14 protein-coding genes and 1 pseudogene are annotated in these 16,328 nt (G+C 62.1%); 11 read left to right on the top strand and 4 right to left on the bottom strand.

What is annotated here, in order from left to right; all coding sequences use genetic code 11:
* Window positions 1-37 precede the first annotated feature (37 nt).
* The 4 genes from L0Z65_RS09215 (at window position 38) to L0Z65_RS09200 (ending at window position 5,264) form a co-directional block, all read left to right on the top strand.
* On the top strand, window positions 38-376 hold the full coding sequence (locus L0Z65_RS09215) for a hypothetical protein (protein WP_024097986.1): 339 nt from the start codon (window positions 38-40) through the stop codon (window positions 374-376).
* 1 nt (window position 377) lies between these two features.
* Window positions 378-2,627, top strand: a complete 2,250-nt coding sequence (dnaG, locus tag L0Z65_RS09210; RefSeq protein ID WP_405106990.1) for a DNA primase — start codon at window positions 378-380, stop codon at window positions 2,625-2,627.
* A gap of 130 nt (window positions 2,628-2,757) precedes the next feature.
* A complete protein-coding gene (gene rpoD, locus L0Z65_RS09205; RefSeq protein ID WP_040180881.1) occupies window positions 2,758-4,746 on the top strand; it encodes an RNA polymerase sigma factor RpoD in 1,989 nt (662 codons plus the stop codon).
* A gap of 218 nt (window positions 4,747-4,964) precedes the next feature.
* A complete protein-coding gene (locus L0Z65_RS09200) occupies window positions 4,965-5,264 on the top strand; it encodes a hypothetical protein (RefSeq protein WP_096868444.1) in 300 nt (99 codons plus the stop codon).
* Between the two features lie 105 nt (window positions 5,265-5,369).
* Here the strand turns inward: L0Z65_RS09200 and L0Z65_RS09195 are convergent, their stop codons facing one another.
* Window positions 5,370-6,044, bottom strand: coding sequence for an SDR family oxidoreductase (locus L0Z65_RS09195; protein ID WP_405106985.1), 675 nt, complete (start codon window positions 6,042-6,044; stop codon window positions 5,370-5,372).
* Window positions 6,045-6,298: 254 nt separating this feature from the next.
* Between L0Z65_RS09195 and L0Z65_RS09190 the strand changes: the two genes are divergently transcribed.
* From L0Z65_RS09190 to ribD, 5 genes and pseudogenes are all read left to right on the top strand, one after another.
* Window positions 6,299-6,709: a hypothetical protein gene (locus tag L0Z65_RS09190; protein ID WP_040180877.1), complete on the top strand. Its 411-nt coding sequence runs from the start codon at window positions 6,299-6,301 to the stop codon at window positions 6,707-6,709.
* Between the two features lie 33 nt (window positions 6,710-6,742).
* A complete protein-coding gene (locus tag L0Z65_RS09185; protein ID WP_405106981.1) occupies window positions 6,743-7,231 on the top strand; it encodes a hypothetical protein in 489 nt (162 codons plus the stop codon).
* 40 nt (window positions 7,232-7,271) lie between these two features.
* A complete protein-coding gene (locus tag L0Z65_RS09180) occupies window positions 7,272-7,688 on the top strand; it encodes a secondary thiamine-phosphate synthase enzyme YjbQ (RefSeq protein WP_405106978.1) in 417 nt (138 codons plus the stop codon).
* Window positions 7,689-7,808: 120 nt separating this feature from the next.
* Window positions 7,809-8,278, top strand: a pseudogene (gene nrdR / locus L0Z65_RS09175) (transcriptional regulator NrdR).
* Entirely contained in the window at window positions 8,275-9,396 is a 1,122-nt protein-coding gene (ribD, locus tag L0Z65_RS09170) for a bifunctional diaminohydroxyphosphoribosylaminopyrimidine deaminase/5-amino-6-(5-phosphoribosylamino)uracil reductase RibD (protein ID WP_405106975.1), read from the top strand. The pseudogene nrdR and the gene ribD overlap by 4 nt, the downstream one beginning before the upstream one ends.
* Window positions 9,397-9,440: 44 nt before the next feature.
* Here ribD and L0Z65_RS09165 read toward each other — a convergent pair whose 3' ends face one another.
* The 3 genes from L0Z65_RS09165 to L0Z65_RS09155 all read right to left on the bottom strand — a co-directional run bounded on the left by L0Z65_RS09165 (window position 9,441) and on the right by L0Z65_RS09155 (window position 14,001).
* Window positions 9,441-11,471 (bottom strand): capsular polysaccharide biosynthesis protein, encoded by a 2,031-nt coding sequence (locus L0Z65_RS09165; protein ID WP_405106972.1) that lies wholly within the window; start codon window positions 11,469-11,471, stop codon window positions 9,441-9,443.
* A gap of 4 nt (window positions 11,472-11,475) precedes the next feature.
* Window positions 11,476-12,612 carry a polysaccharide biosynthesis/export family protein gene (locus L0Z65_RS09160; RefSeq protein ID WP_024097976.1) on the bottom strand — a complete coding sequence of 379 codons (1,137 nt, stop codon included), beginning with the start codon at window positions 12,610-12,612 and terminating at the stop codon, window positions 11,476-11,478.
* A gap of 96 nt (window positions 12,613-12,708) precedes the next feature.
* Window positions 12,709-14,001, bottom strand: coding sequence for a capsule biosynthesis protein (locus L0Z65_RS09155; protein WP_096870875.1), 1,293 nt, complete (start codon window positions 13,999-14,001; stop codon window positions 12,709-12,711).
* 246 nt (window positions 14,002-14,247) lie between these two features.
* On the opposite strand from L0Z65_RS09155, the gene L0Z65_RS09150 reads away from it, so the two are divergent.
* Both L0Z65_RS09150 and ribB read left to right on the top strand, forming a co-directional pair.
* Window positions 14,248-14,841, top strand: coding sequence for a riboflavin synthase (locus tag L0Z65_RS09150; RefSeq protein WP_118067488.1), 594 nt, complete (start codon window positions 14,248-14,250; stop codon window positions 14,839-14,841).
* 364 nt (window positions 14,842-15,205) lie between these two features.
* Entirely contained in the window at window positions 15,206-16,327 is a 1,122-nt protein-coding gene (gene ribB, locus L0Z65_RS09145) for a 3,4-dihydroxy-2-butanone-4-phosphate synthase (protein WP_014874000.1), read from the top strand.
* Window position 16,328 lies beyond the last annotated feature (1 nt).

Here is a 16,328-nt window from a genome sequence, read left to right as displayed (position 1 = left end):
CTCTCTGGATCACCAACTGATTCCGGGAGTCATCTGTATGATCCGTCTTGCCCTTGTCGCGGCATTGCTGGCAACGCCAGTCTATGCAGCTGAAAAGAAAGAAAAAAGCTGCAAGTACCAAGGGCAGGTCATGGCGGCGGTGCAGCAGGCGCGGCTGGACCGGGTGAAGCAGGCGGAGGTCAGCCAGACGATTCTGGACAGCGATCCCAGCTGGCCGGACCAGTACAGCAAGGCCATTCCGCAATTGACGGCCCATGTCTACAGCCTGCGCAAGCGCGATCTGCGCAATACGGATCTGGGCGCGTTGATGGAACAGCAGTGCCTGGAAAACTGGGATCAGATCCAGAAGATGAAAAAGCAGCTGCAGAGCAACTGAGATGTCGCTTCCCCCCGGTTTCCTTGACGAATTGCGCACCCGCGTCAGCCTCACCCAGGTTGTCGGGCGCAAGGTCATGTGGGATCAGCGCAAATCGAACCAGGGCAAGGGCGACATGTGGGCACCATGCCCGTTTCACCATGAGAAATCCGCCAGCTTTCACGTCGATGACCGCAAGGGGTTTTACTACTGCTTTGGCTGCCATGCCAAAGGGGACGCACTGAAATTTGTGCAGGAAACCGAGAATGTCGGCTTCATGGAGGCGGTGCAGATTCTGGCGCAGGAGGCGGGGATGGAAATGCCCGCCCGTGATCCAAGGGCGCAGCAGAAACAGGATCACCGGGCCCAACTGGCCGAGGTGATGGAGCAGGCCGTGCGGTTCTTTCGCCTGCAGCTCAACACGCGGGCCGGGGAGGGCGCGCGCAGCTATCTGGCGCGGCGCGGGCTGAGCGGCCCCGCGCTGGAACGTTGGGAAATCGGCTTTGCGCCGGAAGGGTGGCAGAACCTCTGGGATGCGCTGCGCGGCAAGGGGGTGCCGGAAGAGCTGATCATGGGGGCAGGTCTTGCCAAACCGTCCAACAAGGGCGGCAAACCTTATGACACCTTCCGCAACCGGATCATGTTCCCGATCCGTGATGCGCGCGGGCGGGCGATTGCCTTTGGCGGGCGTGCAATGGACCCGCGCGACAATGCAAAATATCTGAACTCTCCGGAGACGGCGCTGTTTGACAAGGGGCGCAGCCTTTACAATCACGGACCTGCGCGCACCGCCTCGGGGAAATCCGGCCAGCTGCTGGTTGCCGAAGGTTACATGGATGTGATTGCGCTGGCCGAAGGCGGCTTTGAGGCGTCGGTGGCGCCTTTGGGCACGGCGATCACTGAAAACCAGCTGCAAATGCTGTGGCGGATCGCGGATGAACCGATCATCGCGCTGGATGGGGACACTGCAGGCCTGCGCGCAGCGATGCGTCTGATCGATCTGGCCCTGCCTCTGTTGGAGGCGGGGAAATCCCTGCGCTTTGCGCTGATGCCGGAAGGCAAGGGCCCGGATGATCTGATCCGCGCCGAAGGGCGCGAGGCCGTGCAGGCGGTGCTGGATCAGGCGATGCCAATGGTGCGGCTGCTGTGGCAGCGCGAGACCGAAGGCAAGGTGTTTGACAGCCCGGAACGCAAGGCGGCGCTGGACAAGGCGCTGCGCGACAAGATCCGGCTGATCCGCGATCCGTCGATCCGCCGCCACTATGGCGAGGACCTGCAGGATCTGCGCTGGGAACTGTTTCGCGGGGGGCGCCCGCGGGAGGATACTGCCGGGTCCGGTCTGGATCTCGGCTTCGATGTCGCGCCTGACCCTGGTTTTGATCCGGGGAGCAGGCCCGCAGATGATCCCGGTTTTGGAGCAGATTACGACGCTGGGTACGATCCGGGGTATTATCCGGCGGGCTACGATCCGGGGTATGATGTCGGCTATGATGCTGGGCCCTACGATGCCGGGGCAGCGCCAGCGGGTGTGCTTGCCGGTCGGTCCGACTCATCGGGCGGTCAGGGCTATGCAGGCAAACAAGGTGGCTATGCGGGCGGCAAAACCCGCAAGGGCAGCGGGTTTCGCGATGGTACGCGCATGCCCTGGCGGGGCAAGAACGCCCCGCCGCAGCCGCTGGCAACCACGCGCAACTCTCTGCTGGCCGGTGGCAGCGAGGAGTCGCTGGTGCGGGTGCGCGAGGCGGTGATCCTGGCCACGGTGATCACCACCCCGGCCGTCATCGCCAAATATGAGGTCAATCTGGAGCGCATGGCCTGTATCGGGTCAGATCACGCGCTGCTGCGCGATCTGGTGCTGCGCCATGGCGTGGATGCGCCCGAACGGCTGAAAGAGGAAATAGCTGCAGCTGCCGGGGCGCATGCCCTTGAAAACCTCTTTGCGCTTCGCCATGTGGCAATCAGCCCCTGTCTGCGCCGTCCCGGTGACGTTGAAGTGGCCAGCCTGACCCTGGCGGAGGAGTTTGCCAAACTGGAGGCGAGCCGTGGGCTCGACGCTGAGCTGGCCGAGGCGGAAGAGGATTTGGACGGGCTGGCAGATGAAGCCGTGACATGGCGACTGGGGCAGGCGGCAGAAGCCCGCAACAAGGCCGTGCGCAGCGAGAATGAAGACCGTGCGCAATATGATGTGGGGGAGAACGGAGCGCGTCTGAACCGTGAGGAACGCGACGCTTTCGGAGCCCTGTTGGAACGAATTGGCTACTCCAAGAAGTGACCGCTGCGCCGCAGTGAGTCGTTTTGCTAAGGAAGAGCGAAAGAAAAACGGGTAAACCGGGTGACGAATCAGCGGATCGCGATAATGATTCGCGAAACCGAATCGCCCCAGCCCCTACGAGGAGCATTGAATGGCCGCCAAAGATACCGACGACCGCAAACCTGACGATCAGGAGCCCGAAATCTCTCTCGACATGAGCCAGGCTCAGGTCAAGAAGATGATCGCCGAAGCGCGTGAGAAGGGCTACATCACCTATGATCAGCTCAATCAGGTCCTGCCGCCGGATCAGGTGAGTTCGGAGCAGATCGAGGATGTGATGTCCATGCTCTCCGAAATGGGCATCAACATCATCGAGGATGAGGAAGCCGAAGAGGAAGAGCAGAAAGGCTCGACCGAACTGGTGACCACCGAGAGCAACCGCGAAGTGGCGGTGGCCGGGGCGGCAGCTGAGAAGCTGGACCGCACCGACGACCCCGTGCGGATGTATCTGCGCGAGATGGGATCCGTCGAACTGCTGAGCCGCGAGGGCGAGATCGCCATCGCCAAGCGGATCGAGGCCGGTCGCAACACGATGATCGCAGGCCTCTGCGAGAGCCCGCTGACCTTCCAGGCGATCACCATCTGGCACGATGAACTTCTGTCCGAAGATATCCTGCTGCGCGATGTGATCGACCTTGAGGCGACATTCGGCAACCAGCTGGATGAGGATGGCGAGGTGAGCGAGCCGGTGGTGGATACCTCTGCCGTGGCCGCGAACAAGCCCGCCGCCAAGGAAACCGGCCCGGAGCTGGATGCCGACGGCAATCCGATTGCCCAGGACGATGACGACGACGAAGATGATCAGGCCAATATGTCCCTCGCCGCGATGGAAGCGGCGCTGAAAGACAAGGTCCTGACCACGCTGGAGCAGATCTCCTCAGACTACGCACAGCTGAGCGAGATGCAGGACAGCCGGATTTCGGCCACCCTGAATGAAGATGGCTCCTTCAGCGAACGCGACGAGCAGGTCTATCAGTCCCTGCGCGCAGAAATCGTGCTGCTGGTGAATGAGCTGCACCTGCACAACAACCGGATCGAAGCGCTGATCGACCAGCTCTACGGGATCAACCGTCGGGTCATGTCGATCGACAGTTCCATGGTGAAGCTGGCAGATCAGGCCCGCATCAACCGTCGTGAATTCGTCGAGGCCTATCGCGGTCGCGAGCTGGACCCGAACTGGCTTGCTGAGATGGGCGAAAAGCCCGGTCGTGGTTGGCAGATGTTTGTCGAGCGGTCGACCGAGAAGGTTGAAGAACTGCGCGCTGACATGGCCCAGGTCGGTCAATACGTTGGTTTGGATATCTCTGAATTCCGCCGCATTGTGCAGCAGGTTCAGAAGGGCGAAAAAGAGGCCCGCCAGGCCAAGAAGGAAATGGTCGAGGCCAACCTGCGTCTCGTGATCTCCATCGCCAAGAAATACACCAACCGCGGCCTGCAGTTCCTTGACCTCATTCAGGAAGGCAACATCGGCCTGATGAAGGCGGTGGATAAGTTCGAATACCGTCGCGGTTATAAGTTCTCGACCTATGCGACCTGGTGGATCCGTCAGGCGATCACCCGTTCCATCGCGGATCAGGCGCGGACCATCCGTATTCCGGTCCACATGATCGAGACCATCAACAAGCTGGTCCGTACTGGCCGCCAGATGCTGCATGAAATCGGCCGCGAGCCGACGCCGGAAGAACTGGCCGAAAAGCTGCAAATGCCGCTGGAGAAGGTCCGCAAGGTGATGAAAATCGCCAAGGAACCGATCTCTCTCGAAACCCCGATCGGGGACGAGGAAGACAGCCAGCTGGGCGATTTTATCGAGGACAAGAATGCCGTGCTGCCCTTGGACAGCGCCATTCAGGAGAACCTCAAGGAAACCACCACCCGGGTTCTGGCCTCGCTCACCCCGCGTGAGGAACGGGTTCTGCGGATGCGCTTTGGTATCGGTATGAACACCGACCACACGCTGGAGGAAGTTGGCCAGCAGTTCAGCGTGACCCGCGAACGGATCCGTCAGATTGAGGCCAAGGCGCTCAGGAAACTGAAGCACCCGAGCCGCTCGCGCAAATTGCGGTCGTTCCTCGACCAGTAACATTGATGCAACCGCATCAAAGAAAAAGGCGTCCCACTCGGGGCGCCTTTTTTGTTGCGCGTGTGCAGGGTTGCGCTGGATGCGGGGCGAAATACGGGGCGCTTGGCGATGTACCGGCCGGTCGGTGTGTTAACCATTCCTAACGGTCAGCAATTGTCTTCGGCCTGCGAGTACCTAAGTTACCAACATATTAATTTCGCGATATCGGAGGGGGTCCAATGCCGCAAAATTCGAATTTGAACGACGCACTCACCGTGTTGGACGACAAACTTAGATCGCTCAGCGCGCTGACCAAGGCGAATGCTTTTTTGGTGGATATCATGCGCAAGGATCGCGCGTTGCTTGAGGAGCTGGACGCTCCAGCTGCCCGCGCCATGTTGATGGATCGGGCCTGCGCCGCCTTCGGCGAAGAGGCTGGTGAGGCGGCGGACCCAGATGTTCTGGATGTGTTGGCCACGGCCCTGACCGAAGGACAAACCGCTGAAATCATACCCTTTCCGACTGAGCGCCGCCACTAAGCCGGGTGTTCTGCTGACGGCACTTGTGATGTCGCTGCAACCACCCGGACGGGATGTGATCCACGCCCGGATGGTATGCGACAGATAGAGTCTGCGACTGCCGGGTTAGCCGGTAGGCATCAGGAACACTTCGCGCACGGCGTTACGCGGATCAGCCTCCAGTGCAAAGACGACGGCATCGGCCACATCTTCGGGCTTCAGCTTGTCTGGCTTGGCCTCATCAAAGAAGGCGGTGTCCACCATGCCCGGTGCGACGACCGTACAGCGACCACCCCATTCCTTCATCTCCTCTGCAAGATTGCCACCATAGCCATGGACGAACCATTTGGAGGCGCCGTAGATTGAGCCGGGAATATGCACGCGCCCGGCTGCCGAGCCGGTCAGCACCATGTGGCCTTTCTGGCGTTTCAGATGTGGGAGGGCGGCCTTGGCTGTGTAGAGCAGGGCTATGATATTGATATGTACCAAATCGTGCCATTCAGCCGGATCGCCCTTCTCCGTGCCGGGTGTGTTCAAGCCAGTGCCCGCATTGGCAAAAGCAGCGTCGACCTGGCCGAAACTGTCGTGAAGATGCTGCAGGGCGGCAACCTGATCTTCGAATTTCGTCGCATCGCCGGGCAGGATCAGGGCACCGTCACCCAGTTCCGTGGCAAGGCTGTTCAATTTGTCCTCGGATCGGGCAAACAACCCGACATTCCAGCCTGCCTTATGGGCCGCACGGGCGGTTGCCGCGCCAATGCCGCTGGAAGCGCCGGTGATGAACAGGGTTTTCTGAGCCATAGAAAGATCCTCTCGCTTGGGGTGTTTGGCTGCTCAACGCGGTGACCAGGTGATTGGTTGCGTCGCCGCGGCAAAGTGGCGTTGCCCCGGTGAAAGTGATCAGTTGTGACTGGCCGCACCGCTCGGTATCTGGAATCCTGCCTTTGGCCTCCTATCTCAGGTCTGAGACCCGTATGCTTTGCGGAGTGGGCCCCTTTGGTCTGAGGGTTTCAGTCCGGACGCGCGGCAGATCAACTTATTCAGGGATTGGCATCATGCGACTACTTTCTTTACCCCTTGCAGCGACGCTTGCGCTCTCAGCTTGTGCAGAGGCAGCGCCGACAGCCCATGTCACCCCTGACCGGGCGCGGGTTTTTGCGCTGTCTGATGGCCAGTTCGAAGTGGCCCCACCGCAGGGCGCTGTTCGTTCGGCGTTCTGGTGTGGGGCTGCCGACTACGCCCGCCGCGCATTGGGCGCTGGCTGGAGGCAGGACATTTACGTCGCCCGTGGCTTGGGCGCCGGGGTGGCGGTGAACCGCAAATCCACCGTGCATTTCACGCTGACACCGGTTGCGAGCGAGCGTGGCGACAGCTGGCTGAAGCGGACCAACGCCTATCGCGTCGGGGACCGGCTGAGTGTTCAGCAGGCTGACCACCAATGCACAACTGCTTTTACCCGCTTCTAAGGATCACAGTGGCCCCGAACCAGGAGGTTGCCCATGCGTTTTCTTTCCCGTTTTACCTCCCACCTTACCAAAGTAGCGGGCCGCACTATTCCCACCTCAGGTGGACGGATTCTGGGAACCGTGGGCGCCGGGCTGGCACTGGTCGCCCTGTCGACACCGGCCTTCGCCTTTCGCGCCATCAATCGGCTGGAGGTGGTGCCTGCCGGGACCGGGCAGTTTGAGGTGATTGGCCGGGCCGGAGCCCTGAAATCAGACTATTGGTGTGCCGCCGGAGACTATGTGCGCAAATCCCTGGGGCTGTCCTGGCAGACGAAGATCTACGCCGTGGACGGTATCGGCCCCAGCGCCACCACTGGTGCCCGCTCTGCCGTGCGCTTCACGCTGGATCCGGCAGCTACCGGGGTGACGCCCTTTACCGGCAATTGGACCGGCGATATCCTGACGTCGGGATATGCGTTCCGCGCCAATGCGGCTTATGGCAAATGCGAAGATTGGATTTTTCCCTTCCGCAGTCGCAACTAAGGTGCCCAGATCAAGGCAATCAGGACCAAGGGCAGAGGCCATGCAGGCAGAGTTCACCGTCACAACCCGTGGCCAGGCGCTGTATGAGATAACCGATCAAATCGCCCGTTGGGTGCAGGGTAGCGGGCGCAGCCAAGGGCTGCTGACGCTCTTTGTGCAGCACACGTCCTGTTCGCTGTTGATCCAGGAAAACGCTGATCCGGAGGTGCAGGGCGATTTGCTGGCCTATCTGTCCCGTTTGGTGCCTCCGGCCTCCGATCCGTCGATGGCTTATCTGCGTCACATCTATGAAGGGCCGGACGACATGCCCGCCCATATCAAGGCAGCGTTGTTGCCGGTCAGCCTGTCCATCCCTGTGCGCGATGGGCGCCCTGCATTGGGCACCTGGCAGGGAATCTACCTGTTCGAGCATCGCGACGCGCCACACAGCCGCAGGGTGATCGCGCATCTGGTCTAGGCCCCGGCATCTTGTGGTCGCAATTCACCTCTACCCAAACCCTAGAGGCTGCCATATAGTTGTGGATAAGGGCGCAGCGGCGTCCCGTTGACCGGCGGACTGGAACAGGGGGGACAGCTGATGCGCTGCCCATTTTGCGGAAATATCGACACCCAAGTAAAAGACTCGCGCCCTGCTGAGGATCATGTCTCGATCCGCTTGGCTGCCGGTTCTGTCCGGCCTGCGGCGGTCGGTTTACCACTTACGAGCGGGTGCAGCTGCGTGATCTCGTTGTGATCAAGACCAATGGAAAACGTGAAGATTTCGACCGCGACAAGTTGGAGCGTTCGATCCGTATTTCCATGCAGAAACGCCCGATTGAGCCGGAACGCATTGACCAGATGATTTCGGGGATCGTGCGACGGCTGGAAAGCATGGGCGAGACCGATATTCAGTCCAGCAAGATTGGTGAGATCGTGATGGAGGCGCTGGCCCGGATCGACACCGTTGCCTATGTGCGCTTTGCCAGCGTTTACAAGAATTTCCAGGCGGCGGATGATTTCGAGGATTTCGTTCACGAGCTGCGCCCGCCGGTGGCGCCGGAAGAGTGAGCCCCGCAGAACGGGCGCGGCCCGAGGACGCGAGGTTCATGTCGCTGGCATTGTCGCTGGGGCGGCGCGGGCAGGGGAACTGCTGGCCGAACCCGGCGGTAGGCTGTGTGATTGTGCGCGACGGACGCATCGTTGGCCGTGGTTGGACGCAACCGGGCGGGCGTCCCCATGCTGAACCACAGGCGTTGCAGCAGGCCGGGGGGCTGGCGCGCGGCGCAACCGCCTATGTCTCGCTTGAACCTTGCTCCCACACCGGGAAGACACCGCCTTGTGCGCAGGCCTTGATCGACGCCGGTGTCGCGAGTGTTGTCGCCGCGATTGAGGATAGCGACCCGCGCGTCTCAGGTCATGGGTTTGCGATGTTGCGTGACGCTGGGATCTCGGTCACCACTGGGGTCTGTTCCGATGCGGCAGCGCGGGATCATGCCGGTTTCTTCCTGAAGACCGAACAGGGACGTCCCTTTGTTACCCTGAAACTGGCAAGCAGTTTTGACGGGCGTATTGCCACCGCAACAGGCGAAAGCAAGTGGATCACCGGGTCGGAGGCGCGGCGGGCAGTACATGCCATGCGGGCGCGCCATGATGCGGTGATGGTGGGCGGCGGTACCGCGCGGGCCGATGATCCCTCGTTGACGGTGCGGGATCTTGGCGTGACCCATCAGCCGGTTCGGGTGGTGATTTCGCGTCATCTGGATCTGCCGCTGATGGGACAGTTGGCGCGCAGCGCGCGCGACATTCCGGTCTGGATCTGCCACGGTGCCGGAGCCGACACTGAGCGCCTGCGCGCCTGGGAAGGGTTGGGGGCGGTCTTGCTGCCCTGCGCGGCGGACGGGTTGCAGCTGGACGCGGGCGACGTGCTGCAGCAACTGGGACAGGCCGGGCTGACACGGGTCTTCTGCGAGGGGGGCAGTGCGCTTGCGGCCTCGCTTCTGGCGCAGGATCTGGTGGATGAGTTGATCGGGTTCACCGCAGGGCTGGGTATCGGCGGCGATGGCTTGTCTTCGATTGGCGGCCTCGGGCTGGACACATTGGCCGAGGCGCCGCGCTTTGATTTACTGGATGTTCGTCCGGTCGGGGCTGATATCCAGCACCGCTGGACGCGCTCCCTGCGCGAGTAGGGGCAGGCGCCCACTGCCAAAAGGGTCTCCTAAGCGCGCGCAGATCAGCGCCACAGGTGGGCGTAGGTGGCCAGCAGACCCTGAAGCTTGGCCAGTGTTCTGTTGGCGGCGCTTAGTTCGGGGATTTCTCCTTTGGCCAGTCGCTCGACCACCAGTTCCACCTGACAGGGCTGGCCGCTGACTGGATCCACGTAACGCGGGTAGTCGATCAACGTAGCGTGCACCAACCCCATCAGCGAGAGGCGTGCACGGCGGCGGGCCACCGGGACGGCTCCCAGATCCGTGGTCAGCCCCCAACCGGCATAGAAGGGCGCGCCAACCGTCGTGACCTTCACCCCGCGCAGCAGGGCCTCAAACCCCATCAGCGACGTCATCGTCCAGACCTCATGTACCATATCCAAGAGCGCCATCGGATCGCTGTCGGGAACCACCACATCCGCCAGCTGCTCAGCGGCGATGCTGCCACTACGCAGTCCGGCCTCTACATCGGGGTGGGGTTTGTAGATCAGCACCGCGTCCGGATTTGCAGCGCGCGCGGCACGTAGCAAATCAGCGTTGGTCGCGATTTTCTCACAGCCCAGCCGCACCGACGCATCATCGGCCACCTGTCCCACGACCAGCACCCGATGCCCCTCCGGCAGGTCCGGCACCGTGCCGCCAAGGTTGTATTTCGACAGGCTGTCCTGCACCAGTCGCTGGGTCAGGGCTTCTGCGCGCTGTTGCTGCTCCGGCGTCAGGGTGGCGCGGGCGGCGATCAGATCCTCCAGATCGCTGGGTTGGTGGGGGTCGTAGTAGATCCCCTGCCGGTCCACCACCAGCGACAGCGGCGGGATCAGATCCGCGCCCAACCCGCGCGACCGCAGGAACCCATCCTCGACACGATGAGCGCCGGGAGATTGCCCCGTGCTGGTGCGCCCGGCCCAGATCATCCAGTTGCGCCCGCTGGTCTTCGCCGTCTTGGCGCTGTTGCTGAACCGCAGGCGCCGGTAGCGGCCAAAGAAAGTCTGTAGCGGCTGACGTTTCCAGAGCCGCATGCCAGAGGCGATCCAACCGGCGCGGTCCTGCTGCCAGGCGCGGGTCTCTGCCTCCAGCGCGTCGATCACCTCCTCCAGCTCGCACAGGCGGTCGTGATGGGGGCTGTACCACGTGGGATAAAGGATCATCGCGGCTGCAAACAGCTGCGCGCGGGTCAGGCGGCGCTGGCGGCGGGTGATGGGGAATTCATCCTCGCTGAGGCCCCAGCCAGCGTAGAAGGGCTGGCCGAAGATACGGGGCCTGTGGCCGCAGAGGATCGCCTCAAACCCCATTTGCGACGATACAGTATAGACAGCGATTGCGCCCTCCAGCAGCGCCCAGGGCGACACCGGCGCGTCAAGGATTTCAACCCGGCCCTGCGCGTCTGCTGCGCTGTAGTAGCCGGGGCGGTGGCCTGCGCGGTCTTCTGGGTGGGATTTGATGATGATACGGGCGCCCGGATGTTCGTCCTGGGCGTAATAGAGCATCTCTTGAAATCGCGCGTGATCGGTGCCCTCGAACGGGGTCGAGGCACGGACGGAGGCATCACCACGAGCCTGATCAATCACCAGCACGTAACCGGGATCAGGGACCGGGGCCTGCGGTGAATAGGCGTTGTATTTGCTCAGATGGGCGTCCTGCAGCCGTGCGATGGCGCGCCGGGCGCGCCGCATCAATGCGCTGTCATCCAGTGGGTGCGAGGCCAGCAGTTGCTCCAGATCGGAGGGAGTTGCAGGGTCAAAATGCAACCCGGAGCGGTCCAGCAACAGCCCCAATGGCGGCTCTCCCGCGCGGCCGGGATGGATCGAGCGGAGGAAAGCGTCCTCGACCCGCAACAGCTCACAGCCCTGCGCCTCAGCCACAGCATGGCCACGATGGGCGGTATCAGCATTGCCCCAGACCGCGACCAGATCATCGGCGGTTGGTTTGCCCAAGCGCAGGTCATACCCGGCGAGTGTCAGGATGCGCCGCAGCCGCTTTTGACGCAGGAAGCCGGCGTTGTAATAAAAAAGCCGGGAGCGCGCGCCCCCGGCCTTGGTCGTCGGGTATTGTCCCGTCATGTCATCAGCCGCCGCTGGCCAAACTTTCGACGCTGGCGATGGGAGCCAGCGGACTGGCCAGCAGGGAAATCGTCTTCGTCCACTGGGCGTAGGGCGCCTCTGTGACGTAGAGCGTATCGGAATCGCGGATCACAAAGTCGCGCGCCACAAACAGCCCGTTGGGTTTCGTCAGGTTCAGCACATAGACCAGCCGCTGCGCACCGATCAGATCGTTGCGCCCCAAGACCTGATTGGCGATTTCGGCAGGTTCATTGCGCAAGACAAAGACGCCGGTGGGATCCGACGCGGTGGAGACCAGACCGCCGACCTGCGCGATCGCTTCAAGGGCGGAGAGGTTCTGGCTTTCAAACGGGACGCGCGCCTGCGCGCTGGTGGCGCCCAATGCGGTGAAGGAGCGGCTGTCCTCTTCCACCAGGATTTTGTCCCCGCCGCGCAGAGCAATGTCCAGCTCTGGATGTTTGAAGAGATCCTGGAACCAGATGGTGCCACGCTCGGCGCCACGAATGACGGTGATCTGGGCGTTTTCAGGCTCAATCGCGACGCCGCCTGCACGGGCCAGCATGGTCGCCAGCGTCCGGGTGGGGCGTTCAATCGGGTAGACCCCTTGTCCACCTACGGCCCCGGTCAGGCTGACGGTTGCGCCATCGCCTGCAAGGCGGCGCACCTGAACCTGTGGGTCCGGGGTCTGGTCTTCCAGTTTCTTGGTGATGGTGCGGCGCAGCTGATCCGGCGTATTGCCGGAGGCGCGCAGCCGCCCAGCATAGGGAACGAAGATGAAGCCGGCACTATCGACCTGCACCTCTTCCAGAACCGTGGCATTGGTTGTTTCAGCCGCCAGCAACCCGTCGTCGACGTTTTCCCAAACCGTGAGGCCAAGAACGTCACCGGGGCGGATCACATCGGAGGTCAGCCGACCGGCGCTGCGGAAACTGTCAGAAAATCCAAGCGCGGGTACAACAGCGGTGGCACGGGTGACGCGGTCATTGACCGAGACGATGAAGGCATCGCCTTCTTTTTGCACGGAACCGGCGTAGATCTGACGCTTGTTCGGGCCGACCTGGGGAAGGCCACAGGATGCTGCCAGCGAGACTGCGGCCAGAATCGCAACCGGTCGCGCCCATTGAAAGGGAACGGTTTTCACTGCTCGGTCTCCTCGACCTATTATTGTTTTGCCTCAAGTTTTGGGGCCAAGCTAGCGCAGTGTCTTGAAAAAATCCAGCCTTAGAGATGTGGCGCCTCAGCTCACCACACGCAACTGTTGCCGCGGTGCCGCTGTCCCCTGCATCAGCGCCTGATAGGGGTCTTCTGCCGCCAGCATCATATCCACCACCTGCCGCAGCAGTTGGCGGCGACCCTTGCGGGAATAGAAACCACCGGGAAGTTGCGAGGTTTCCAGAAGATAGCGGCGATAGTCCTTATAGGCGCGGTTGTCCGGCCTTGCGGGCGCGGCAAAGAAGTCCGCCAGTGGCTGGGTCGAAACAAACTCAGGCTTGTCATAGACAGCCTTGCCGAACACCTTCAGCGGGATGCCGCGCCAGAGCACCTGCTGACCTGCGGTTGAATTCACGGTAACGGCGGTGCGGGCCTCGTTCAGCAGGGCGGCCAGTTTGCCGCCGCGCACGTAATGCACGCGATGTTCCAGCCCGTAGCGTTTGGCCAGCTGACGGACGGTGCGCCGGATCGGAACCCGGCCGTCCTCAAGCGGATGCGCCTTGACCACGAGGTGATGATGACGTGGCGCACCCTCAGCGAAGCCCTGAAACACGTCGGTCAGGAAATCCGTCAGGCTGGCAAAGGGCGAATGCTCCTGAAAGGCGCTGTCATGTTCCAGTTGTAGCAGCGCCAGGTGGTAGGGGAAACCGCCGTTGCGGATGCGTCTTGTGGCGACCCGACGCTCAAGCGCCTGGAACGGCATCAGCAGCAGGCGGCGCAGATATAGCTGAAATTCGCGGGTGACCGGCAGCGCCCGATGGGGGCGGAACTGGCGGTAGCCACGATTGAGCAGCATGACAAAACCATGATAAAGCGCGCCATAGAAGACATGCTGCCGGGTATCGCCCCAATGGGACGGCGGCAATGGTGCCTCCATGTCGGACAGGGCAAGGGCCGCGGTCATCTGCGTGACCGGCATGTCCATCAGCCGGGAATGCCCGTTGGAGCCCTCCCGTTCATAGGTGACCCAGTACGGGCGCAGATAACCTTCCTCAAACACATGTACCCGGATGCCGCGTGCGCGCGCCGCGGACACAGCTGTCGCGTGGATCGGACGGGTGTCGCCGTAAAGCACCAGATCGGTAATCTGACGATCACCCAGCACCTGTTCGAGATGTGCAGGCCAGTCCTCCGGTGTGCCGCGATAGGGCAGGTAGCTGGTCTTGTCGCGCCAGAACGCCTGATCGCCCGCGTTGAAACCGACGCGCCAGACAGCGCAGCCAGCCGCCTGCAGCATCTCTGCCAGACTAGCAAAGAACGGCCCGTGAGGCCCTTGCAGAAACAGGAAAGCGCGCTGTGGATCGTCGGTCTTGTGCATAATGGGTCAATTATATCCCGATTGTACAAACAATGGCTTAACCGCTAATTCGGCTTAACCATATTCGCGGTCTAGGGTAGGGCGCCGGACCAGCGCAAGGCAAGAGCGGCCATCGGTGTCGGGCATTTGCAGGGCGGGGCGGGTTCATCCGGCAACAGCGGGGCTTGCCGCGCGGCGGTCCAATGGCTACCAGAGAGGCGCTAAGCCGATCAACACGGCCACAACCGCATTTGCAGGAGCCCGCCCATGTTCACAGGCATCGTCACCGATATCGGCATCATCACCGAGCTGGAGCAGCAGGGCGACCTGCGGGCGCGGATTAAAACCGGCTATAACACCGCCACCATTGATATTGGCGCCTCGATTGCCTCTGACGGCGTTTGCCTGACAGTGATCGCGCTGGGGGACGATTGGTATGACGTGCAGATATCGGCCGAGACTGTGTCCAAGACCAATATCGGCGGCAACGGCTGGACCGTTGGCAAGCGGGTCAATCTGGAACGCGCGCTGAAAGTTGGTGATGAGCTGGGCGGCCATATCGTGTCAGGCCACGTCGATGGGGTTGCCGAAGTGGTGGACATCCGCGATGAGGGTGACAGCACCCGTGTTACCCTACGCGCGCCACAGGATCTGGCACGTTTCATCGCACCGAAGGGGTCGGTTGCGCTCAACGGGACTTCACTGACTGTGAATGATGTGGAGGGCTGTGATTTCGGCATCAATTTCATCCCGCACACCAAAGAGGTTACAACCTGGGGGGATGTGGCTGTCGGTGATGCGGTGAACCTAGAGATCGACACGCTGGCCCGCTACGTCGCGCGGTTGAACGAAGCAAGCTAACTCTGGTCACCTACGCCGACCGGAACGACCGTCTAGAGCTGAGGCAAACGGCTCCCGCCCCTTGGTCGCGGCACCACCAGTGCCGCGCAGAGCGTTGGGCCGAGCGCGCCGCCTTGGCGGCGCGCGTCAACGCTTGACTGCAGGGCGACTGGCAGGTCGGGACGCTGCCACGTTGACGATCCAACCCGCCAACTGACAGGCCTGCTGCTGACGGCGACGCCGCGTCCGGGCTATGGTCTGCCGCATGCGGGGCTGGTATTTGCGGGATGGCTGGTCTATCCCGCTTTGGTATCCACGGCCTTGCTCGGGGCTGTGGGGGTCGCATAGACCGCTGTCCACGACTGCCCACCGAAAGGTTGCCTGAATGAGCTTTGAAACACCGGGGCCGATTGAAGCCCAGCTGCGCGATGCAATCAGCCCGATTGAAGAGATCATCGAAGAGGCCCGCCAGGGGCGGATGTTTATCCTCGTGGATCACGAAGATCGCGAAAACGAAGGCGATCTGGTGATTGCCGCCGAATTTGCGGATGCTGCGGCAATCAACTTTATGGCGACTCATGGGCGAGGGCTGATTTGCCTGCCGATGACCGCCGAACGGGTTGATGCGCTGGGGCTGCCAATGATGGCTGTGAACAACTCCTCGCGTCATGAAACCGCCTTCACCGTATCAATCGAGGCGCGCGAGGGTGTTTCGACCGGGATTTCGGCAGCCGACCGCGCCCTGACCGTTGCGGAGGCCATTAACGAGAATAACACCATGGCATCGCTCGCGACACCGGGCCATGTCTTTCCGCTGCGGGCGAAGCGGGGCGGGGTTCTGGTGCGGGCGGGCCATACCGAGGCTGCGGTTGATATCTCGCGCCTCGCCGGGCTGAACCCGTCCGGGGTGATCTGTGAGATCATGAATGATGACGGCACCATGTCGCGCCTGCCGGAGCTGGTCACCTTTGGCAAGACACATGGGCTGAAGATTGGCACCATCAGCGACCTGATCGCTTACCGGGCGCGCAACGACAATCTGGTGGTTGAAACCTCGCGCGAGACTGTGACGGCCGAGATTGGTGGTGATTGGGAGATGCGCCTGTTTACCGATCAGACCCATGGCATCGAACATGTGGTGATGATCAAAGGCGATATCACCACGCCGGAACCTGTGTTGACCCGCACCCACGCGCTGCATGAGGCGACCGATCTGCTGGGGCTGGGTCCCAAGTCGGCCCGCCAGCTGCCCCGCGCGATGGAGTTGATCGCCGCGGAAGGGCGCGGTGTGGTCTGCCTGTTCCGCGAGCCGCGCAGCGCACTCTATGCGCAGGACGACGAGGGCCCGCGCACCATCAAGCAGACCGGTCTGGGCGCGCAGATCCTCTCAAAAATGGGGCTGCAGGAGCTGGTGCTGCTGACAGATTCGCCCTCCACCACCTATGTTGGACTGGATGCCTATGGCCTGACCATTGTTGGCACCAAACCTCTGTTGAAGGACGCTTGAT

It is taken from the genome of Phaeobacter sp. BS52 (genome assembly GCF_045040595.1).
Taxonomy (GTDB): domain Bacteria; phylum Pseudomonadota; class Alphaproteobacteria; order Rhodobacterales; family Rhodobacteraceae; genus Phaeobacter; species Phaeobacter piscinae.
The sequence above is the reverse complement of the archived record's forward strand: the minus strand, read 5'-3'. Positions and strand labels throughout refer to the sequence as shown.